The sequence below is a fragment of the Nocardioides oceani genome, from assembly GCF_030412965.1.
Classification (GTDB): domain Bacteria; phylum Actinomycetota; class Actinomycetes; order Propionibacteriales; family Nocardioidaceae; genus Nocardioides; species Nocardioides oceani.
In genome coordinates this window covers 30,569-47,458 of sequence record NZ_JAUHJQ010000003.1, presented here as the reverse complement: position 1 = coordinate 47,458, position 16,890 = coordinate 30,569, and the positions used below count along the sequence as shown (strand labels likewise).

15 protein-coding genes are annotated in these 16,890 nt (G+C 74.9%); 3 read left to right on the top strand and 12 right to left on the bottom strand.

Going from position 1 to position 16,890, the window contains the following annotated elements; all coding sequences use genetic code 11:
* Window positions 1-196: 196 nt before the first annotated feature.
* From QWY28_RS09820 to QWY28_RS09790, 7 genes are all read right to left on the bottom strand, one after another.
* Window positions 197-391, bottom strand: coding sequence for a CsbD family protein (locus tag QWY28_RS09820; protein WP_300952348.1), 195 nt, complete (start codon window positions 389-391; stop codon window positions 197-199).
* A gap of 69 nt (window positions 392-460) precedes the next feature.
* Entirely contained in the window at window positions 461-1,960 is a 1,500-nt protein-coding gene (locus tag QWY28_RS09815) for a flavin-containing monooxygenase (RefSeq protein WP_336622414.1), read from the bottom strand.
* A gap of 72 nt (window positions 1,961-2,032) precedes the next feature.
* Complete coding sequence (locus QWY28_RS09810; protein WP_300952647.1) at window positions 2,033-2,779, bottom strand: glutamine amidotransferase; 747 nt, start codon at window positions 2,777-2,779, stop codon at window positions 2,033-2,035.
* The gene (locus tag QWY28_RS09805; RefSeq protein WP_300952347.1) at window positions 2,776-3,954 is read right to left on the bottom strand and encodes a CaiB/BaiF CoA transferase family protein; all 1,179 of its coding nucleotides are present in this window, start codon (window positions 3,952-3,954) and stop codon (window positions 2,776-2,778) included. Before QWY28_RS09805 ends, QWY28_RS09810 begins: the two co-directional genes overlap by 4 nt.
* Window positions 3,955-4,020: 66 nt before the next feature.
* Entirely contained in the window at window positions 4,021-4,773 is a 753-nt protein-coding gene (locus tag QWY28_RS09800) for an amino acid ABC transporter ATP-binding protein (protein ID WP_300952346.1), read from the bottom strand.
* On the bottom strand, window positions 4,770-5,636 hold the full coding sequence (locus QWY28_RS09795) for an amino acid ABC transporter permease (protein WP_300952345.1): 867 nt from the start codon (window positions 5,634-5,636) through the stop codon (window positions 4,770-4,772). The genes QWY28_RS09800 and QWY28_RS09795 overlap by 4 nt, the downstream gene beginning before the upstream one ends.
* On the bottom strand, window positions 5,629-6,531 hold the full coding sequence (locus QWY28_RS09790; RefSeq protein ID WP_300952344.1) for an ABC transporter substrate-binding protein: 903 nt from the start codon (window positions 6,529-6,531) through the stop codon (window positions 5,629-5,631). Before QWY28_RS09790 ends, QWY28_RS09795 begins: the two co-directional genes overlap by 8 nt.
* Before the next feature lie 46 nt (window positions 6,532-6,577).
* Here QWY28_RS09790 and QWY28_RS09785 point away from each other — a divergent pair, with 46 nt between their 5' ends.
* Window positions 6,578-7,723: a MalY/PatB family protein gene (locus QWY28_RS09785; protein ID WP_300952343.1), complete on the top strand. Its 1,146-nt coding sequence runs from the start codon at window positions 6,578-6,580 to the stop codon at window positions 7,721-7,723.
* On the opposite strand, the gene QWY28_RS09780 is transcribed toward QWY28_RS09785, so the two are convergent.
* From QWY28_RS09780 to QWY28_RS09760, 5 genes are all read right to left on the bottom strand, one after another.
* Window positions 7,694-9,094 carry a glycosyltransferase family 2 protein gene (locus QWY28_RS09780; RefSeq protein ID WP_300952342.1) on the bottom strand — a complete coding sequence of 467 codons (1,401 nt, stop codon included), beginning with the start codon at window positions 9,092-9,094 and terminating at the stop codon, window positions 7,694-7,696. The two genes, QWY28_RS09785 and QWY28_RS09780, sit on opposite strands and share 30 nt — an antisense overlap.
* Entirely contained in the window at window positions 9,075-10,013 is a 939-nt protein-coding gene (locus QWY28_RS09775) for a hypothetical protein (protein ID WP_300952341.1), read from the bottom strand. Before QWY28_RS09775 ends, QWY28_RS09780 begins: the two co-directional genes overlap by 20 nt.
* Window positions 10,010-11,089: a sulfotransferase family protein gene (locus QWY28_RS09770; protein WP_300952340.1), complete on the bottom strand. Its 1,080-nt coding sequence runs from the start codon at window positions 11,087-11,089 to the stop codon at window positions 10,010-10,012. Before QWY28_RS09770 ends, QWY28_RS09775 begins: the two co-directional genes overlap by 4 nt.
* Window positions 11,090-11,193: 104 nt before the next feature.
* Window positions 11,194-12,780 carry a glycosyltransferase family 2 protein gene (locus tag QWY28_RS09765; protein WP_300952339.1) on the bottom strand — a complete coding sequence of 529 codons (1,587 nt, stop codon included), beginning with the start codon at window positions 12,778-12,780 and terminating at the stop codon, window positions 11,194-11,196.
* Entirely contained in the window at window positions 12,777-14,315 is a 1,539-nt protein-coding gene (locus QWY28_RS09760; RefSeq protein WP_300952338.1) for a hypothetical protein, read from the bottom strand. Before QWY28_RS09760 ends, QWY28_RS09765 begins: the two co-directional genes overlap by 4 nt.
* A gap of 21 nt (window positions 14,316-14,336) precedes the next feature.
* Between QWY28_RS09760 and QWY28_RS09755 the strand changes: the two genes are divergently transcribed.
* Together QWY28_RS09755 and QWY28_RS09750 are read left to right on the top strand one after the other, a co-directional pair.
* Window positions 14,337-16,178 carry a glycosyltransferase family protein gene (locus tag QWY28_RS09755; protein WP_300952337.1) on the top strand — a complete coding sequence of 614 codons (1,842 nt, stop codon included), beginning with the start codon at window positions 14,337-14,339 and terminating at the stop codon, window positions 16,176-16,178.
* Window positions 16,175-16,888 carry a class I SAM-dependent methyltransferase gene (locus tag QWY28_RS09750; protein ID WP_300952336.1) on the top strand — a complete coding sequence of 238 codons (714 nt, stop codon included), beginning with the start codon at window positions 16,175-16,177 and terminating at the stop codon, window positions 16,886-16,888. The genes QWY28_RS09755 and QWY28_RS09750 overlap by 4 nt, the downstream gene beginning before the upstream one ends.
* Window positions 16,889-16,890 lie beyond the last annotated feature (2 nt).

Sequence of the window (16,890 nt, the reverse complement as noted above, 5' to 3'; positions counted from 1 at the left end):
GGGGTGACAGATCCGTCTCGTGGCGGGTGTCTCGCCATGGGACGGCGCGGAGCTGCTGCAGGGCAGTGCTCGAACGCATGGAGATGCGGCTCCGGGGCGGGACAGGAACGGGCCGCATCCCCACTGTAGGGATGCGGCCCGCACATCACCCCATCGACGCGGGGTGAGATGTCTCTCCGTCGGGGCGGGAATGCCCCTACTTGGTGAGGCCGTCCTTGACGTCGCTCGCGGCGTCCTTGACCTTCTCGCCGGCGTTCTTGAGGTTGGCCGACGACTGGTCGGCCTTGCCCTCCGCCTTGAGCTGGTCGTCACCGGTCGCGTCGCCGGCGGTCTCCTTGCCCTTGCCGCCGAGCTCCTCGGCCTTGTTGCTCAGCTTGTCGCCCAGTCCCATGTCTGACCTCCTGTGGTCGTGCGGTCGGGTACGCACCACCGGTGACCGCGCAGGACGTCTCGGAAACGCTCAGCGGAAGGTCAGCACCCCGTCGTCGATCGCGTCGCGGCGGATCGTGCGCACGTCGGTGAGGTAGTTCTGGTCGAGCTTCCACGGCGCCCGGTCGCCCTGGCGGGGCAGGCCGTCGAGCGCGCGCTGCACGTAGCCGGAGGAGAAGTCGAGGAACGGGCGCTCACCCACCGCGGGGTCCCGGTCGGCGACGAAGGAGCGCTTCCCGGTCTCGTCGAGGTGGCGCAGCATCCGGCAGACGTAGTCGGCGACGAGGTCGGCCTTGAGCGTCCACGAGGCGTTGGTGTAGCCGATCGTGTAGACGAAGTTCGGGATGCCGCTGAGCATCAGCGCCTTGTACGACATCGTCTCCGACAGCTCGACCGGCCGGCCGTCGACCTCGAGCGGGATCCCGCCGAAGGGCTGCAGCCGCAGGCCGGTGGCGCTCACGACGACGTCCGCCTCGAGCTCGCTGCCGTCGGTCAGCCGGATCCCCGTCTCGGTGAACGTGTCGATCGCCGCGGTCACGATCGAGGCGTCACCGCTGCGCAGCACCTTGAACAGGTCGCCGTCCGGGACGAAGCACAGCCGCTGGTCCCACGGGTCGTACGACGGCTTGAAGTGCGTGTCGACGTCCACGTGCTCGGGCAGCTGCCGCTTCACGCCGGCGCGCACGACGCCCTTGACGACTTGCGGCCTGGTCTTGGCCAGCTTGTAGGTGCCGATCGCGAGCAGGATGTTCTTCCACCGCACGATCGGGTAGCTGATCCGCGCCGGCAGCTTCGCGAGCGCCTTGGCCCAGGGGTCGCGGCCCGGCCGGGAGAGGATGTACGTCGGCGAGCGCTGCAGCATCGTGACGTGCTCCGCGGTGCCGGCCAGCGCCGGGACGAGCGTGACCGCGGTGGCCCCGCTGCCGATCACGACGACCTTCTTGCCGGTCGTGTCGAGGTCCTCGGGCCACTGCTGCGGGTGCACCAGCCGGCCGGCGTACTCCTCCTGGCCCGGGAAGACCGGCGAGTGTCCGGCCTCGTAGTCGTAGTAGCCCGCGCAGCTCCACAGCAGGCCGGTCGTGAACGTCCTCGCGCCCTCCGGGGTCTCGACGCGGACCGTCCACCGGGCGGTCCCGGAGTCCCACGACGCGCCGACGACCTTGTGCCGGTAGCGGATCAGCCGGTCCACGCCGTGCTCGGCGGCGACGGTGCGCAGGTAGTCGAGGATCAGCTGCCCGTCGGCCAGCGCGGTGTCGCTCGGCCAGGGCCGCCAGCGGTAGCCGAAGGTGAACATGTCGGAGTCCGAGCGGATGCCGGGGTAACGGAACAGGTCCCACGTCCCGCCGCTCACCTCGCGCATCTCCAGCAGCGCGAGGCTCCGCCCCGGGTGCTCCTCGCGCAGGCGGCAGGCCGCGCCGATGCCCGACAGGCCGGCGCCGATGACGAGGACGTCGATGTGCTCGGGCGTGTGCTCGGCGGCCGGCTCGGAGGTGGGCTCGGAGGTGGGCTCGGTGTGCTGGGGGGTGCTCACGCGGCCATTATTGACGGATGTTCAACAGCCCGTCGAGAGTGACGCGCCTCACCGGCCGCTCCGGCCGACCGGTCACCGGGCGTAGAGCTCGACGAAGCGCGTGAGCAGCCGGGCCGGCTCGGTCACGTGCGCCGCGCGGGCGAGCGCCTTGAGCGCCTCGGCGCCGCCGGCCTCGAAGTACCCGTGGTGCTCGTAGACGTCGATGCGCAGGCACAGCCCGTCGACGTCGAGCTCGGGGTGGAACTGGGTGGCGTAGACGTTGCGGCCGATGCGGAACGCCTGGACCGGGCACGTCGCCGAGGACGCGAGCAGCACGGCGCCGTCGGGGAGGCGGGAGACGGCCTCCTTGTGGCCGAGGTACGCCGCGAAGCGGGCCGGCAGCACGCCGGTCAGCGGGTCCGCCCGGCCCTCGTCGCTCAAGGTGACGTCCACGGCGCCGATCGGCTCGCCGTAGGTCCGGTCGACCACCCCGCCGGGCAGCACGCCGAGGGTGCCGATGCCGTAGCAGCAGCCGAGGAACGGGTGGTCCGCGGCGACCGCCCGGGCGGCCAGCTCGCCGAGCTCGTCCTCGACGCGCCGCTGGACCCCCGACTTCGCCTCGGGCGGGTCGCTGACGTTGAACGGCCCGCCGCCCAGCACCACGCCGGACCAGTCGTCGAGGTCGACCGGGCCGCCCAGGGACTCCGCCAGCGACCGCTGCTCGAGCCGCACGCGGCGTACGTCGCGCTCGTCGAGCCCGGTGGCGAGGAGGACGGCGTCGTACTCCCCGTCGGCGGCGGCGTCCTCCGCACGGGTCCCGAGGAAGAGGAAGGGCTTCAGACCTGGACCGCCACTCCGCGCTCGATCAGCCCGTCGACGTCGGCGACGCCCCAGGCGGTCAGCGCCGCCCGGGTGTGCTCGCCGGCCTCGCGCGAGGGCGGCAGCGTGAGCGTCGCCTCCGTGCGGCTGAAGCGGGGGGCCGGGGTGGGCTGGAGGAGGTCGTCCTTGGTCACGAAGACGCCGCGCGCCGCCATGTGCGGGTGCTCCGCCGCCTCGCTGATCGGGATGATGCCAGCCACGCAGGCATCGGTGCCCTCGAACACCTCGACCCACTCCGCCTGGGTCCGGCTCCTGAACGTGTCGGTGAACAGCGCGCGCATCTCGCCCCAGCGCTCCATCTCGAACTGGCCCGGGCAGCGGTCCTCGACGCCGAGGAGCCGGACGAGCTCGGCGAAGAACTGCGGCTCCAGGGACCCGACCGACATGTGCCGGCCGTCGGAGGTCTCGTAGACGTCGTAGAACGGTGCGCCGCCGTCGAGCAGGTTGACCGCCCGCTCCTCCTTGAACTGCCCGCCCGCGAGGAACGCCGCGGTCATCGCGTTGAGGCTGGCGGTGCCGTCGACGATCGCCGCGTCGACGGTCTGGCCGCGGCCGCTGACCTTCGCCTCGAGCAGCGCGGCGAGGATGCCGATGACGAGGTACGTCGACCCGCCGCCGAAGTCGCCGACCAGGTTGCTCGGGAAGTGCGGCTTGCCCTTGTCCTGGCCGAGGCCGAAGAGGGTGCCGGTGATCGCGATGTAGTTCATGTCGTGCCCGGCGGCCTGGGCGAGCGGGCCGTCCTGGCCCCAGCCGGTCATCCGGCCGTAGACGAGCCGCTCGTTGACCGCCGCGCAGTCCTCCGGACCGAGCCCGAGCCGCTCCATCACGCCCGGGCGCATGCCCTCGACGAGCACGTCGGCGCCCTCGACCAGCTCCAGGACGGTCGCACGCGCCTCGGGGTTCTTCAGGTCCAGCGCCACGCTCGGCCGGCCGCGGTTGAGCAGGTTGTGCGCGCCGCCGGCCAGCAGCTGCCCGCCCGGCCGCTCGACCCGGATCACGTCGGCGCCGAGGTCGGCCAGCAGCATGCACGCGTGCGGCCCCGGGCCGATGCCGGCGATCTCCACGACCTTCACCCCGCGCAACGGTCCGGTGCCCTGGCCCAGCTCGATGCTCGTGCTCGCGCTCGTCTCGCTCATGCTGCGGATGATGACAGAACCACTGTCACGGTCGCGAGGGGTCGTCCACGGACGGGACCGGCAGCCTCAGGCGGGGAGGACGCGGGCGAGGAACTGGCGGGTCCGCTCCTCGCGGGGGGTGGTGAAGAGCCGGTCGGGCGGGCCCTGCTCGAGGATCCGACCCTGGTGGAGGAAGCAGACCTTGGTGGCGACGTCGCGGGCGAAGGCCATCTCGTGGGTGGCGAGCACCATCGTCGTGCCGGCGCGGGCGAGGTCGCGGACGATGGTGAGCACCTCGCCGACCAGCTCGGGGTCCAGGGCCGCGGTGATCTCGTCGAGGAGCAGCAGCTCGGGACGGGTGCACAGCGCACGGACGAGCGCGACCCGCTGCTGCTGGCCGCCGGAGAGGCGGTCGGGGTGCTTGCGGGCGTGCTCGGCGAGGCCGAACTGCTCCAGCAGCTCCAGGGCCCGCGCCTCGGCCTCGGCCTTCCCCAGCCCGTGGACCCGGCGCGGGGAGAGGGTGCAGTTGTCGAGGACCGAGAGGTGCGGGAACAGGTTGTAGGCCTGGAACACCATGCCCACCCGCTTGCGGACCTCCCGCGGGTCGACGGTGGGGTCGGAGATCTCGTGCCCCGACAGCCGGATCGTGCCGTCGTCGATGTCCTCGAGCAGGTCCAGGCAGCGCAGGAGGGTCGACTTCCCGGAGCCGGACGAGCCGATCAGGCAGACCACGTCGTGGGGGTGGACGTCGAGGTCGACGGAGTCGAGCACCAGCCGGTCGCCGTACGTCTTGCGCAGGCCGCGGACCTCCAGCAGGGCCGACGAGGAGGGTGCGTTCACAGCTGGCCCGCCCTCTCCCGCGCCAGCCAGCGCCGCTGCAGCCAGTCGGTGAGGCGGGCGAGCGGCACGGTCAGCACGACGAAGAACGCGGCGACGACGACGTAGGGCGTGTAGTTGAAGTTGTAGGCCGCGGAGTCGCGCGCGGCGAAGACCGCGTCGAAGACGGCCACCGCGGAGACCAGGGCGGTGTCCTTCTGCAGGGACACGAAGTCGTTGAGCAGCGGCGGGACGACCCGGCGGACCGCCTGCGGGACGACGACGTGGCGCAGCGCCTGCGGGCGGCTCAGGCCGAGGGCCTGGGCGGAGGCGACCTGGGAGGGGTGGACGGAGTCGATGCCGGCGCGGAAGACCTCGGCGACGTACGCGCTGTAGGAGAGCACGAGCGCGACTCCGGCCCAGAAGGTGCCGCTGATGGGGACGCCCTGCAGGCCGAGCGCAGGCATGCCGAAGCCGAGCATCAGCACGAGCAGCAGGGTGGGGATGCCGCGGAGCAGGTCGGTGTAGACGACGGCGAGCACCCGCACGGGCGCCAGCCACGGCGAGCGGGCGACGCGGGCGAGCGCCACCAGCAGGCCGAGGACGAGGATGACGACCTCGCAGACGACGAACAGCTGGACGTTGAGCCAGAACCCCGAGGCGATCTCGGGGAAGGCGTCGCGGGCGTGCTCCCAGGAGAAGAACAGCTCGCGCACGTTCGGCCACCCCGGCGAGGACCGGACGGCCACCACCAGGACGAGCAGGACGAGCAGGACCAGGCCGGTCGCGATCACCTGGGAGAAGAGCCGGCGGCGCCGGCGCAGGGCACGCCGCTCGAGCTCGCGCAGGCTCGGCGTCCAGGGCGCCGCGGGTGAGGTGTCAGTCAAGCGTCGGCACGCTCACCGTGTCGGAGAGCCACTGCTGCTCGATCTCGGCCAGCGTGCCGTCCTCGCGCAGGCTCGCGAGCGCGGCGTCGACGCAGTCGCGCAGCGGGTTGCCCTTCTCGAAGAGCATCCCGAACTCCTCCTGCTCGCCGGTCTCGGGCTGGAACTGGCCGATGATTGCGCTGCCGGGGATCTCGACGGCGGAGATGTAGAACGCGGTCGGCAGGTCGGCGAGGATCGCCTCGACCTGGCCGTTCTTGAGCGCCTGCTTGGCGGCGTTGGTGTCCTCGAAGACCAGCGGGTCGCTCTCGGGCCGGATGATCTCGCGGATCGCGGTCAGCGAGGTGGTGCCGGTCTGGGCGCCCAGCTCGTGGTCGGCGAGCTCGGCGATGCTGCCGATGCCGGCCAGCGGGGAGTCCTTCAGCGTGATCACGGCCTGCGCGGCCTGGTAGTAGCCCTCGGAGAAGTCCACGACCTCGGCCCGGGCCGGGGTGATCGAGACCTGGTTGATGTCCAGGTCGAATGTCTTCTCCCCCGGCGCGTAGGAGGAGTTGAACGGCACCGTCACCCAGCTGACCTGGTCCTCGGAGAAGCCGAGCTCCTCGGCGACGGCGTAGGCCACGGCCGACTCGAAGCCCTTGCCGTTGGTGGGGTCGTTGTCGACGAACCACGGCTCGTACGCCGGGGAGTCGGTGCCGATGGTGAGCGTGCCCTCCTGCACGAGCGGGGCGTCCTCGACGCAGGCGGCCGGGTCCGCGGCGCCGGCGTCCTCGGACGCGGCGGTGGTGGCGTCGGTCGCCGCCTCCGGCTCCTCGTCCTCGACCGGCGCACAGGCGGAGGCCGCGGCCAGGGCGGTGAGCAGGACGGGGGCGGCCAGGGCGGCACGACGCGAGCGCATGGGCCGCATCGTATTGACTGCGGGTGGTCCCCTGTTCAATGAACGCGTGATCCGTGACCTGAGCGACACCGAGGCCCGCCGCGCACTCGTCCACAAGTGGGGCCAGGTGCCCGAGGACGTGCTGCCCGCGTGGGTGGCCGAGATGGACTACGCGCTGGCGCCGGCGGTGGCCGACGCGGTCGCCGGGGCGGTGGCGGCGGGGATCACCGGCTACCCGTCGTTCGAGCCGGGCGGCGGCGCGCTCGGGAGGGCGTACGCCGGGTTCGCGGCGCGGCACTTCGGGTGGCGGGTGGACCCGGCGCAGGTGCTGCCGACCGTCGACGTGACGGCGGGCGTGCGGCTCGCGATCGACGTGCTGAGCGCGCCGGGCGCGGTGGTCGTGCCGCTGCCGGCGTACCCCCCGCAGCTGGGGCTGCCCGCGGTCTGCGGGCGCGAGCGGTGGGACCTGCCGGTCGAGCCGGACGCGGAGCGGGTGACGATCGACCTGGACCGGCTGGACGAGATGTTCGCGCGCGGCGCCTCGACGCTGGTGCTGACCCAGCCGCACAACCCGTGCGGGCAGGTCTACTCGCGCGCGGAGCTGGAGGGCGTCCGCGACGTGGTGGCGCGGCACGGCGCGCGGGTGGTCAGCGACGAGATCCACGCGCCGCTGGTGCTGCCCGGGGCCGAGCACGTGCCCTACCTGTCCCTGGAGGGCGCCGGTGAGCACGCGGTCGCGGTGGTGGCGGCGTCGAAGGCGTTCAACACCGCCGGCCTGCGGTGCGCCCAGGTGGTCAGCGACGACCCGGCGACGGCTGCGCGGCTGGCCGGCGTGCCGATGGCGCAGAACGACTCGTGGTCGCCGCTCGGCGAGGTGGCCGCGGTGGCGGCGTACGAGCAGGGCGACGCGTGGCTCGCCGCGCTCCACGAGCGGCTCGACGGCCAGCGCACGCTGCTCGCCGAGCTGCTGGGCGAGCACCTGCCCGAGGCGCGGATGCGGCCGCTGGAGGCGACGTACCTCGCCTGGCTGGACCTGCGGGCCCACGGCCACGAGGACCCGGCCGCGGTGGCGCTGGAGCGGGGGCGGGTGCAGGTGTCGGCGGGGCACGACTACCACCCGGGGCTGGCCGGCCACGTGCGGCTCAACGTGGCGACGTCGCCGGAGCGGCTGCGCGAGGTGGTGCTACGGCTGGCCCGGGGACTCGCGGGGTAGCTCGTCGGGGGCGCACTCGAGCAGCCGGCTGGGCCGGAAGCCGTCCCAGCGCTGCTGGACCCGGGCCGGGTCGAGCAGCTCCTCGAGCTCGACCTCCCAGGTGTGGCCGGAGGCGTTGCGGCGCAGCAGGTAGCCCAGGCCGTGGGTGCGGTAGACGGTGCCGCCGGCCGCGTGCACGGCGACGAGCAGCTGCGCGTCGACGAAGCGGCGCACCTGCCGCCACCAGCCGACCTCCCGCAGCAGGTCGCGTGGGAGCAGGATCGTGCCGCCGGCCACGAACCGGGTCCACGCCTCGGCGCGGTGGCCGCGGGTGACGGTGGTGGTGAGCGGCGCGAGGTAGTGCTGCTCGGCGGGCGTCCCGACCACGTCCGCCCCGCTCCAGCCGCGGGCGCGGAGCAGGTCGGCGACGAAGTCGGGGCCGTACCAGTCGTCGTCGTCCATCTTCAGCACCAGCTCGCCGGCCGCCGCGCGCGAGGCGGCCGTCAGCACGTCGCCGAAGACGGCGTCGGGCGGCTGCGGCAGGACGGTGGTGGGCACGCCGGCGCGCTGCTGCACGCCGACCGGGTCGGAGTCGAAGCCGTGCGGGGCGAGCACCAGCTCGAGCCGGTCGACCCCGCGCTGCTTGGCGACCTGGCGCAGCGCGTGGTCGAGCATCTCGGGTCGCTTGGTCGCGAGCACGACGCTCACCGACGGCTGGCGCCGGACGGGGCCGTGCGCGTCGAGGGCCGCCCGGCGCAGCAGGACCGAGTGCTCCTCGCGGGCACGGGGGTCGGCCAGGTCGACGGCGGCGGCGACCTGCTCCCGGAGGGTCCGGTCGAGGCCGGCGGGGGCCTCCCCGACGAGCGGCACGCCGGCCATCGCGAGCCCCGCGACGACGGCCGGGGCCGTGGTCGCGGTGACGTGGGCGGCGGCGTGCGCGCGCAGGTCGCGGACCAGCTGCTCGCTCGGCTCGGCCGCGGTCACGTCGACCACCGGCCCGTCGGCCGGGCCGAAGCCCTCGGCGTTGAGGACGCGGTCGTCGAGCGTGAGCCCGGGGCGCCGCTGGGTGACCTCGACGACCGGGCGGACGGCGTACCGCCCCAGCTCGGCGAGGACCGCGGCCACCTCGACGTGGCCGGCGAGGCGGACGACGACCCGCCAACCCCGGTCGGTCGCGTGCGCGCGGTAGCGACGCAGCGGCGGCCACTCCGGCCGCGGCACGAACCCGAGCGGGCCGGGGTCGGCGTCGAGCAGCACCTCGACGGTGCGGGCCAGGACGCCGGCGGGAGCGGGGTACCCCCTCAGCGCGGTGCGGTCGGCGAACCGCAGGGTGACCCGGTCGTGGCGCCCCGGCTCGAGCCCGGGCGCGGGCTCAGACGTCGAGCCGGCCACGGCGCTTGACCAGCGGGCGCGGCGCCTGCGGCAGCCACGTGCGGGTCACGTGGTCGACGACGTGGACGCCCGGCGGCGCCTCGATCCGGTGCAGGCCCGGGACCTCCGCGCCGCGACCCTCGCGCAGCGCGGAGTAGACCTCCCACTCCCGGCGCTTGCGAGGCGCGCGGGAGGAGTCGAAGTCCTCGGCGCTGGTCCAGTGGGCGAACTCGTCCTGGTCCAGCCACTTGAGCTCCACGCACAGCCCCTCGGGCGCCACGATCCGCTCGGAGGTCTCCGGGAACTCCCGGACCTCCCACTCGAAGGCCTTGACGAACGTGAACTGCGGACCCATGGGGTAGACCCACGGCTCGAGGAACCGGAAGCCCAGGTCGACCCAGGCCACCGACTCGCTCTCGATGCTGAGCGGGTGCCGCGGGACGGCGACGACCGCGCCGGAGCCGTGCAGCTGCCAGGCGAGGTCGGCCAGCAGCGCCTCCCCCTCGCCGGTCAGCACCATGTCGCCGTCCCACTTCATCGAGTAGCCGGTGCGGACGTGGGAGAAGGACCAGTTGTAGAAGTGGGTCAGCGAGTGCACCGAGTGCGGCGGGGTCGCGAGGTGCTCGGTGCCGGCGCGGCTGACCCGGAAGGGGTAGGAGGTGACCTCGATCCGGTCGCCGGCGCCGCACTCGTCCGCGACCCGCTGCGCCACCTCGGGCGTGCCGTCGTCGGACTCGTTGTCGACCAGGACCACCCGCTGGACCGCCCGCAGCATCGGCGGCAGGACCCAGGGGAGGTTGCGGGCCTCGTTCTTCACGCGGAACACGCAGGTCAGCCCGGGGTCGAGCGGGCCGTCCTGCCAGGCCCAGCGGACGTCGTACGTCGCGTCGCCCTCGAGGCAGGCGATGTCGGGCGCGCGGTCGGCGCTGCGGGGGGTCATCGCTGCTTGCCGAGCGCCTTGCGCAGGCCGCGGCGGGCGCTCGCCGGCACCATCGCGCGGACGCCGTGGGGGATGCGGTCGGCGCCGCGGCGCCCGGGTGCGAGCTGGTCGGGCTGCGGCTTCTGCGCCTGGCCCTCGCGCCGCGCGGCCAGCGCGGTCGACTCGGCGAGGGCCTCGGCCTCCTCGTAGAGCTCGGCGTAGGCCGTGCGCAGCTCGTCGAGCCGGTCGTGCGCCTCGGGGGTGTCACCGCCGTCGTCGGCGAGCCGGTCCAGCTGCTGCCAGGACTCCTCGGCGACCTCGCGCAGGCGCGTCGGCACGCGCACGTCGTCCCAGGTCAGCTGCACGCGGCGGAGGTTGGGGTCGATGAACTGGTGGACCTTGCGGATGTCGTTGGCCGAGGCCGACTTCACCGCGTCGAGGTCGAAGAGCTGGCCGAGGCCGAAGACCGGGATCGTCCAGTCGGTCAGCATGTCGTGGTACCGCACGAACGCCCGCGCGCTGCCCCGGGTGGACCGCTCGGTGTGAAGCATCATGTTGACCCAGGCGGCGGTGCGGCTGATCTCGCCGGCGGTGCTGGAGGTGCGGCCGCCCGCGTAGTACTTCTGCTTGCTGCCGACCACCTCGGTCGGCGGGCGGAGCATCGTGACGTACGCCGGCGTCGCGTCGCACCGCAGCGCCGCGCTGCGCCACAGGCCCATGAACCAGGCCAGCCGCGGGTCCTTGACCACGACCTCCGGGCCGCCTTCGACGAACTGCTGCTCCAGCCACTCGTGCAGCCGGCCGCGCAGGGGCTCGAAGGTCGCCAGCTTGCCGGCCTCGAACCACGCCGACGGGCGGGCGTCGGAGACCGCCACGTTGCACCGCTGCAGCAGCTCGTGGTGGAAGTCGACCACCCACTGGGGCTCGCCGAACCCCTTCGGGTTGGTCTCGTCGGCCTGCACCTCCGGCTGCGGCACGTGCATGCCGAGCGTCTGGAGCGTGCCGGACATCGTGCTCGTCCCGCTGCGGCCGGAGCCGACCACGAACACCACCCGCCGCTTCACCGCAGGGGCCGGTGGGACAGGCGTCGTCGACATGACCCTCAGCCTAGGAGATGTGCCTGGCAGCGCCTGCCACCCGATCGCCTCGCCGACGGCGGTCGTGCGCGGTCCGGTGCCAGCAGGTGGCACCGGATCGCGAGCTAGCGGCTCAGGCGGCGGACGGCACGGGCGAGCCGCGAGGGACGGTCCGTCGGCTGCTCGGGCTTTGGCTGTGGTGCCGGGCGGGGGTCCGGTCTCACAGCGGGCTGCGGCTCGTCCCACGCCTCGGCGGGGTCGAGGGCGGGGCCGGCGGTGCCGGGGAGCCGGGGGCGGCGTACCTCGGCGACGGGCTGGAAGCCGGCGTCCTCCGCCTCGAGCCACCAGGAGCCGAAGAGCTGGTCGACGACGTCGTCGAGGTCCTCCCCCGGCTCGGCGACGAGACGGGCGCGGGAAACGGCGGCGGTGCGCTCGACGCGGATGACCGTGCCGCCGGCCGGCCCGCCGGGGCAGTGGACCTGGCGCAGGCCGTGGTGGGTGCGCTCGAGGTGCATGAGCAGCGCGGCGAGGGCCGGTCGCCGCGGCGCCCAGCCGGCGTCGGGGAGCGTCATCCGGAACATCGCCGGGCAGCGCCCCTCCGGCAGCGAGCCCAGGAACCGGACGCGGGGGTCGCCGACGTACGACGCGTGCACGAGCCGGGTGTCGAGCAGCGGGTCCGCGAGCGGCGATCGGCGGTCGTCGGTGAGGGCGTCCCAGTCGCCGAGCAGCACGACGGAGAGGTCGGCGAGCGTCGAGGCGAGGACCGCGTCGACGACGGTGCAGACGGCGTCGTGGGGCTGGCCGCGGGTGTCGAGGACGACCTCGAGGTACGGCACGGAGTAGAGCCGGCCGGGCCGACGCTTGGGCCGCAGGTCGGGGACGCGGTCGGCGAGGTAGGGGTCGTTGTGCGCGTTGACGTCCTCGCGCTGGGTCATCACGTGCGACGGGCCGAGGTGCCAGCTGCGCGCGGACCGGTCGGGCACGAAGACGGCGCCCGCCTCGGCGAGGCGGTGCCCGAGGTCGATGTCCTCGCCGAGCACGAGCGAGGTGTCCATGCCGCCGGCGGCGTCGTACAGGGTGCGGTGCAGCGACGCCGTCGCCCCCACGTGGGTGCGCAGCGCCCGCGGCCCCGCGGCGCGCAGGTCGTCGGTGCGGGCGTAGACCTGCTCCACCCAGTCGTGCCCCTCGCGCGGCTGCCCGTCGAAGCACCTCGCCACCGACCCGTCCGCGACGGCCGACCGGACCGCGTCGGGGCCGGCCGCGAGCACCGGCGCCGGGTCGACGAACCACTTGTGGCCCAGCACGACGGCGTGGTCGACGACGTGGTGCCAGCGCAGCTGCGCCTCGACGTGCTCGCGCTCGACCAGCATGTCGGCGTCGAGCCAGTGCAGGACGTCGCCGTCCGAGGCCAGCGCGCCGGTGTGGCACGCGTTCGCGCGGCCCCAGCCGGAGTCGACCCGCACGATCCGGGTCCGCTCGGGGCGCACCTCGGGGAGCGCGAGGTCGTCGGGGCCGTCGTTCGCGACGACGACCTCGAGCAGGTGCGCGGGGTAGGTCTGCCCGGCCAGCCCGGCGAGGACGGTCGGCAGCAGCGCCTCGGCGCGGTACGCCGGCACCACGACGCTCACCGACAGCCGCGGCTCCCACGCCCCCGGCTCCGGCACCTCGATCGCGCTCCAGTCGTTGCGGCGCACCCGCGGCTGACCCCTCACGACGCTCCTCCTGCTCCGGGCTCCACCAGCGGACCGAGCCGCAGCCCGCGCCACTGCGCCACGACGAGCTCCCGGCGGAGCAGCGCGGGCAGGTGCTCGTGTCCGCGGAGGCGGGCGACGTGCGCCAGCCCGTGGGTGCGGTACGTCGTCGCGCCAGAGGCCCGGATCTCGCCCGGCCCGAGGCCGGCCAGCGCGCGGTCGACCAGCACCAGGCCGGCGAGCCCGGCGGAGACGTCGGGCCCGGCGACGTACTCCTGGGTGGCGAGGCGGCGCCGGACGGTCGTGCCGATCGCCTGGACGTGCACCACCTCCGCGGGCATCTCGACGACGTCGGCACCAGAGGAACGGCGCGCGCGCAGCAGGTCGGCCAGCACCTCGGGGCCCCACCAGCCGGACGCGTCGGTGGCCAGCACCACGTCGCCGGCCGGCGTCGCGCCGGGCTCGACCACCTCCACGTCGACGCCCACCTGGCGGGCCAGCTGCGCGCGGGCCTGATCGACGCCGTCGGGCCCGCAGGTCAGCACGACCGAGACCGAGGGCGCGGTCGCGACCCGGACCCCGGCCCGCGCGCCCACCCGTTCCCGCCAGGCCGGCACCGCGTGGGTGTCGTGCGCGGCGCGGGCGAGCAGCACCGACCGGACCTCACGGTCGACGGGCGGCGCACCGGGGTCGAGGAGGTCGGCGAGGGCGTCGCCGAGCAGCGGTCGCGAGGCCTCGGGGACCGGTCCGAGCGGCTGCAGCGGGACGCCCGCCAGCGCGAGGGCGGCGACGAGCCGCTCCGGTGCCGGCCAGGCGACGCGGACGGCCTCGACGTCGCGCAGGGAGGCGACGAGGGCCGCGGTCGGCCGCCACGACGGGTCGAGGTCGACGGCCGGACGGGTGGCCGGCGCCGCGGAGCCCCAGGGGCCGAGCACGGCCTCGTCGAGCGGGCCGACGTCGAGGCCCGCCCCGGTCGGCACGGGCACCGGATCGACGGCGAGGATCGTCGACGGCTCGGCGGGTGGGACGGTCACGAGGGAGGCGGGCACGTCATCGGTGACCACGTCGGCGACAGCCGGCAGCCCGAGGCCCAGGCCGGGCGCGGCGACCAGCCCGCCGTGACCCGCGACGGCACCCGACCCGGTCGCCCGCGCGAGCTCCACCAGCACGTCGGCGACCGGCACGCCCTTGGCCAGCTCGACCCGCGTGACCGCGCTGCCGTCGACCGTCCGCACGTCCAGCTCGCGGAGCGCGGGCCACTCCGGCCGCGGCACGAGCGCCACCGGCGAGACCGCGGAGCGGAGCACGACGGCCAGCGACCGCGCCCGGCCCAGCGGCGGCAGGGCGGAGACCGTCCGCCGCAGCGCGGTCTCGTCGGCGAGCGCGAGCGTGACCGACGCCCAGCCGCCGTCGCGCGGCGGACGCGTGCCGACGCCGCAGACCGTGACGCCCTCGGCCGCCGGAGCCGGGTCCGGCTCGTCGGTGAGCACGAGCGCCGGGGTCCGGAGGTCCGCGGGCAGCGCGGGATGCACAGCGGTCTCGGCGGGGGCAGGCATGGTGCTGAGTAGGGTACGGCCGTGCCGCCGCGGACCTCCGAGACCGAGGCCGTCGCCCTGGTCGCGGCCAGCCCGCTCCTCGACGTCGAGTGGTACGCCGCGCAGGCCGGCCGGGCGTTCGGCTCCCGGGCCGAGGCGGCCGAGCACTGGGTGCGCGGCCGACCCGAGGGCGCGACGCCGCACCCGCTGTTCGAGCCGGCCTGGCTCTACCCGCGGGGCCGGTGGTCGCGGCACGCGCCGGACCCGCTGAGCTTCTGGCTGGCCGACCCCGCCGAGCGGGAGCGCCCGCCGCACCCGCTCATCGACCTCGCCGCGACCGGCCCGCTCGAGGACTGGCTGCGCACCCACGACCCCGCCGAGCTGCTCCGCCCGCCCCGGGAGCGGGACACCTCCGCCCCGACCGTCGTGGTGGTCGACGTCGACGACCTGCCGCGGGCCGTCCAGTGGGCGCGCCACCTGGCGGGCACCGACGGCGTGGCGGGCCGGCTGGTGACGACGGACCCGGCCGCGACCCGGGTCCTCACCGCCGTGGTCGCGGACCTGCCGACCACCCGTGTGGTGGCCGACCCCGGGCTCCAGCCCGAGCCGGCCGAGGTCGTCGTCGAGGTGCGCGGCGCGGTCCGCCCGCCCCGCTGGCCTTGGGTGGCCGACCTGGTGGCCGCGCTCGACGCCGACGGCGTGGGCGCCGCCGTGCCGCTCCTGCTCCGCCCCGACCACACCGTCGCCGGGCCGGTCCTCGTGGGCCACCCGGTCGCCGACGTCGAGCGCGCCGCCCACCTGCCGCTGCCCGACGCGGTCGAGCCCCCGGTCCGGGCCACCCGCGGCCGGCCGGGCGTGACGACGCTGGTGACCGCCTCCCGGCTGGTCACCGGCGAGGACCTCCCCGAGGCGGCCGACGCCGCGTGGTGGCGGGCCGCCGGGTTCGAGGCGCCGGGCCGGCCGCTGCGGGTGCGCGAGGGCCGACGGGCGCTGCGCTGGTCGATCGACATCGCCGCACCGGCCGCGCCGCGCGGGCGCCGGTGGGGCGACTGGCACTTCGCGAGCTCGCTGGCCGCCGCGCTCGAGCGGCAGGGCCAGTGGGTGGCGATCGACCACCCCGAGACCCGCACGCGGCGTACCCGCGACCTCGACGACGTCACCCTCGTCCTCCGCGGCCTCGAGCGGGTCGAACCGCCCGCGCACACGACCAACCTGCTGTGGGTGATCAGCCACCCCGAGCTGGTGACGCCCGAGGAGCTGGCGGCCCACGACGCCGCCTTCGCCGCCTCGACGACCTGGGCCGCCCGGCACGGCATCGAGCCGCTGCCGCAGTGCACCGACCCGACGCGGTTCCATCCCGACCTGCCGCGCCGCGAGGACGGTCCCCGCGCGCTCTTCGTCGGCAACTCCCGCGGCGAGCTGCGTGCGAGCGTCGCGGCGGCCCGGCGCACCGGGCTGAACCTCACCGTCGTCGGGCAGGGCTGGCCCGCCGACGTGCCGGTCGCCGCAGACCACGTGGCCAACGACGCGCTCGGCCCGCTCTACGCCGGCGCCGGCGTGGTGCTCAACGACCACTGGGAGGACATGCGGACCGAGGGGTTCGTCTCCAACCGGGTCTTCGACGTGCTCGCCACCGGCGCGCGGCTGCTCTCCGACGACGTCGCCGGCCTCGAGGACGCGCTGGGCGAGGCGGCCGGCACCGTCCGCGTGTGGCGCACCGACGAGGAGTTCCGGCGGCTCACCGCCGGCGAGCCGGACGAGCACTGGCCGGGCGCGGCCGCCCGGCGGCGTACGGCGGAGCGGGTCGTGGCCGAGCACTCCTTCGACGCCCGCGCGGCGACCCTGCTGGCCCGGGCGCTCACGCTCGTAGACTCCCGGCCGTGACCGACACCCGCGCCGACCAGCCGGACCTCACGGCCGTGCCGCTCCCGCCGTACTCCCTGCGGATGGGCGGCGCGCACTTCAAGCGGGACGCCGACTTCGTCCAGGCGGGGATCCGCGACGTCAAGCTGCTGCGCCAGCGGGCCGGCCTGGGCCGCCGCAAGCGGCTGCTCGACTGGGGCTGCGGCGCCGGCCGGCTCGCGATCGGCGTCAAGCACCTGCTCGGCAACGTCGCGGACTACCACGGCGTCGACGTCCAGCCCGAGCTGCTGACCTGGGCCAAGGACCACCTCTCCGACGAGCACACCCGGTTCACGCTCGTCGACCAGCACAACGCCCGCTACAACCCCGACGGGCAGGCGACGTACGACATCCCGGCGGAGCCGGGCAGCGTCGACGTCCTCTACTCCTACTCGGTCTTCTCCCACATGCTCACCGACGACGTCGCCGGCTACGCCCGCACGATCGCGCGGATCCTGGCGCCGGAGGGCCGCGCGCTGATGACCGCCTTCGTCGAGGACGACGTGCCGGACTGCGTCGAGAACCCCACCGACTACCTCAAGCTGGAGTGGAAGGGCGCCCTGCACTGCGTGCGCTTCGACCGGCGCTTCTTCGAGGGGCTGATGTGGGACGCGGGGCTCGCCGTCGAGGAGTACGTCCACGGCCGCGAGACCGACGGCCAGTCGATGTACGTCCTCTCCCCGAGGGCCTGAGC

What these genes read in the sequence shown, in the direction of transcription:
- QWY28_RS09770 (WP_300952340.1), bottom strand. Translation starts at nt 11,089, where the DNA reads ATGTCGACGACGCCTGTCCCACCGGCCCCTGCGGTGAAGCGGCGGGTG.
- QWY28_RS09790 (WP_300952344.1), bottom strand. Translation starts at nt 6,531, where the DNA reads ATGCGCTCGCGTCGTGCCGCCCTGGCCGCCCCCGTCCTGCTCACCGCC.
- QWY28_RS09820 (WP_300952348.1), bottom strand. Translation starts at nt 391, where the DNA reads ATGGGACTGGGCGACAAGCTGAGCAACAAGGCCGAGGAGCTCGGCGGC.
- QWY28_RS09805 (WP_300952347.1), bottom strand. Translation starts at nt 3,954, where the DNA reads ATGAGCGAGACGAGCGCGAGCACGAGCATCGAGCTGGGCCAGGGCACC.
- QWY28_RS09775 (WP_300952341.1), bottom strand. Translation starts at nt 10,013, where the DNA reads ATGACCCCCCGCAGCGCCGACCGCGCGCCCGACATCGCCTGCCTCGAG.
- QWY28_RS09760 (WP_300952338.1), bottom strand. Translation starts at nt 14,315, where the DNA reads ATGCCTGCCCCCGCCGAGACCGCTGTGCATCCCGCGCTGCCCGCGGAC.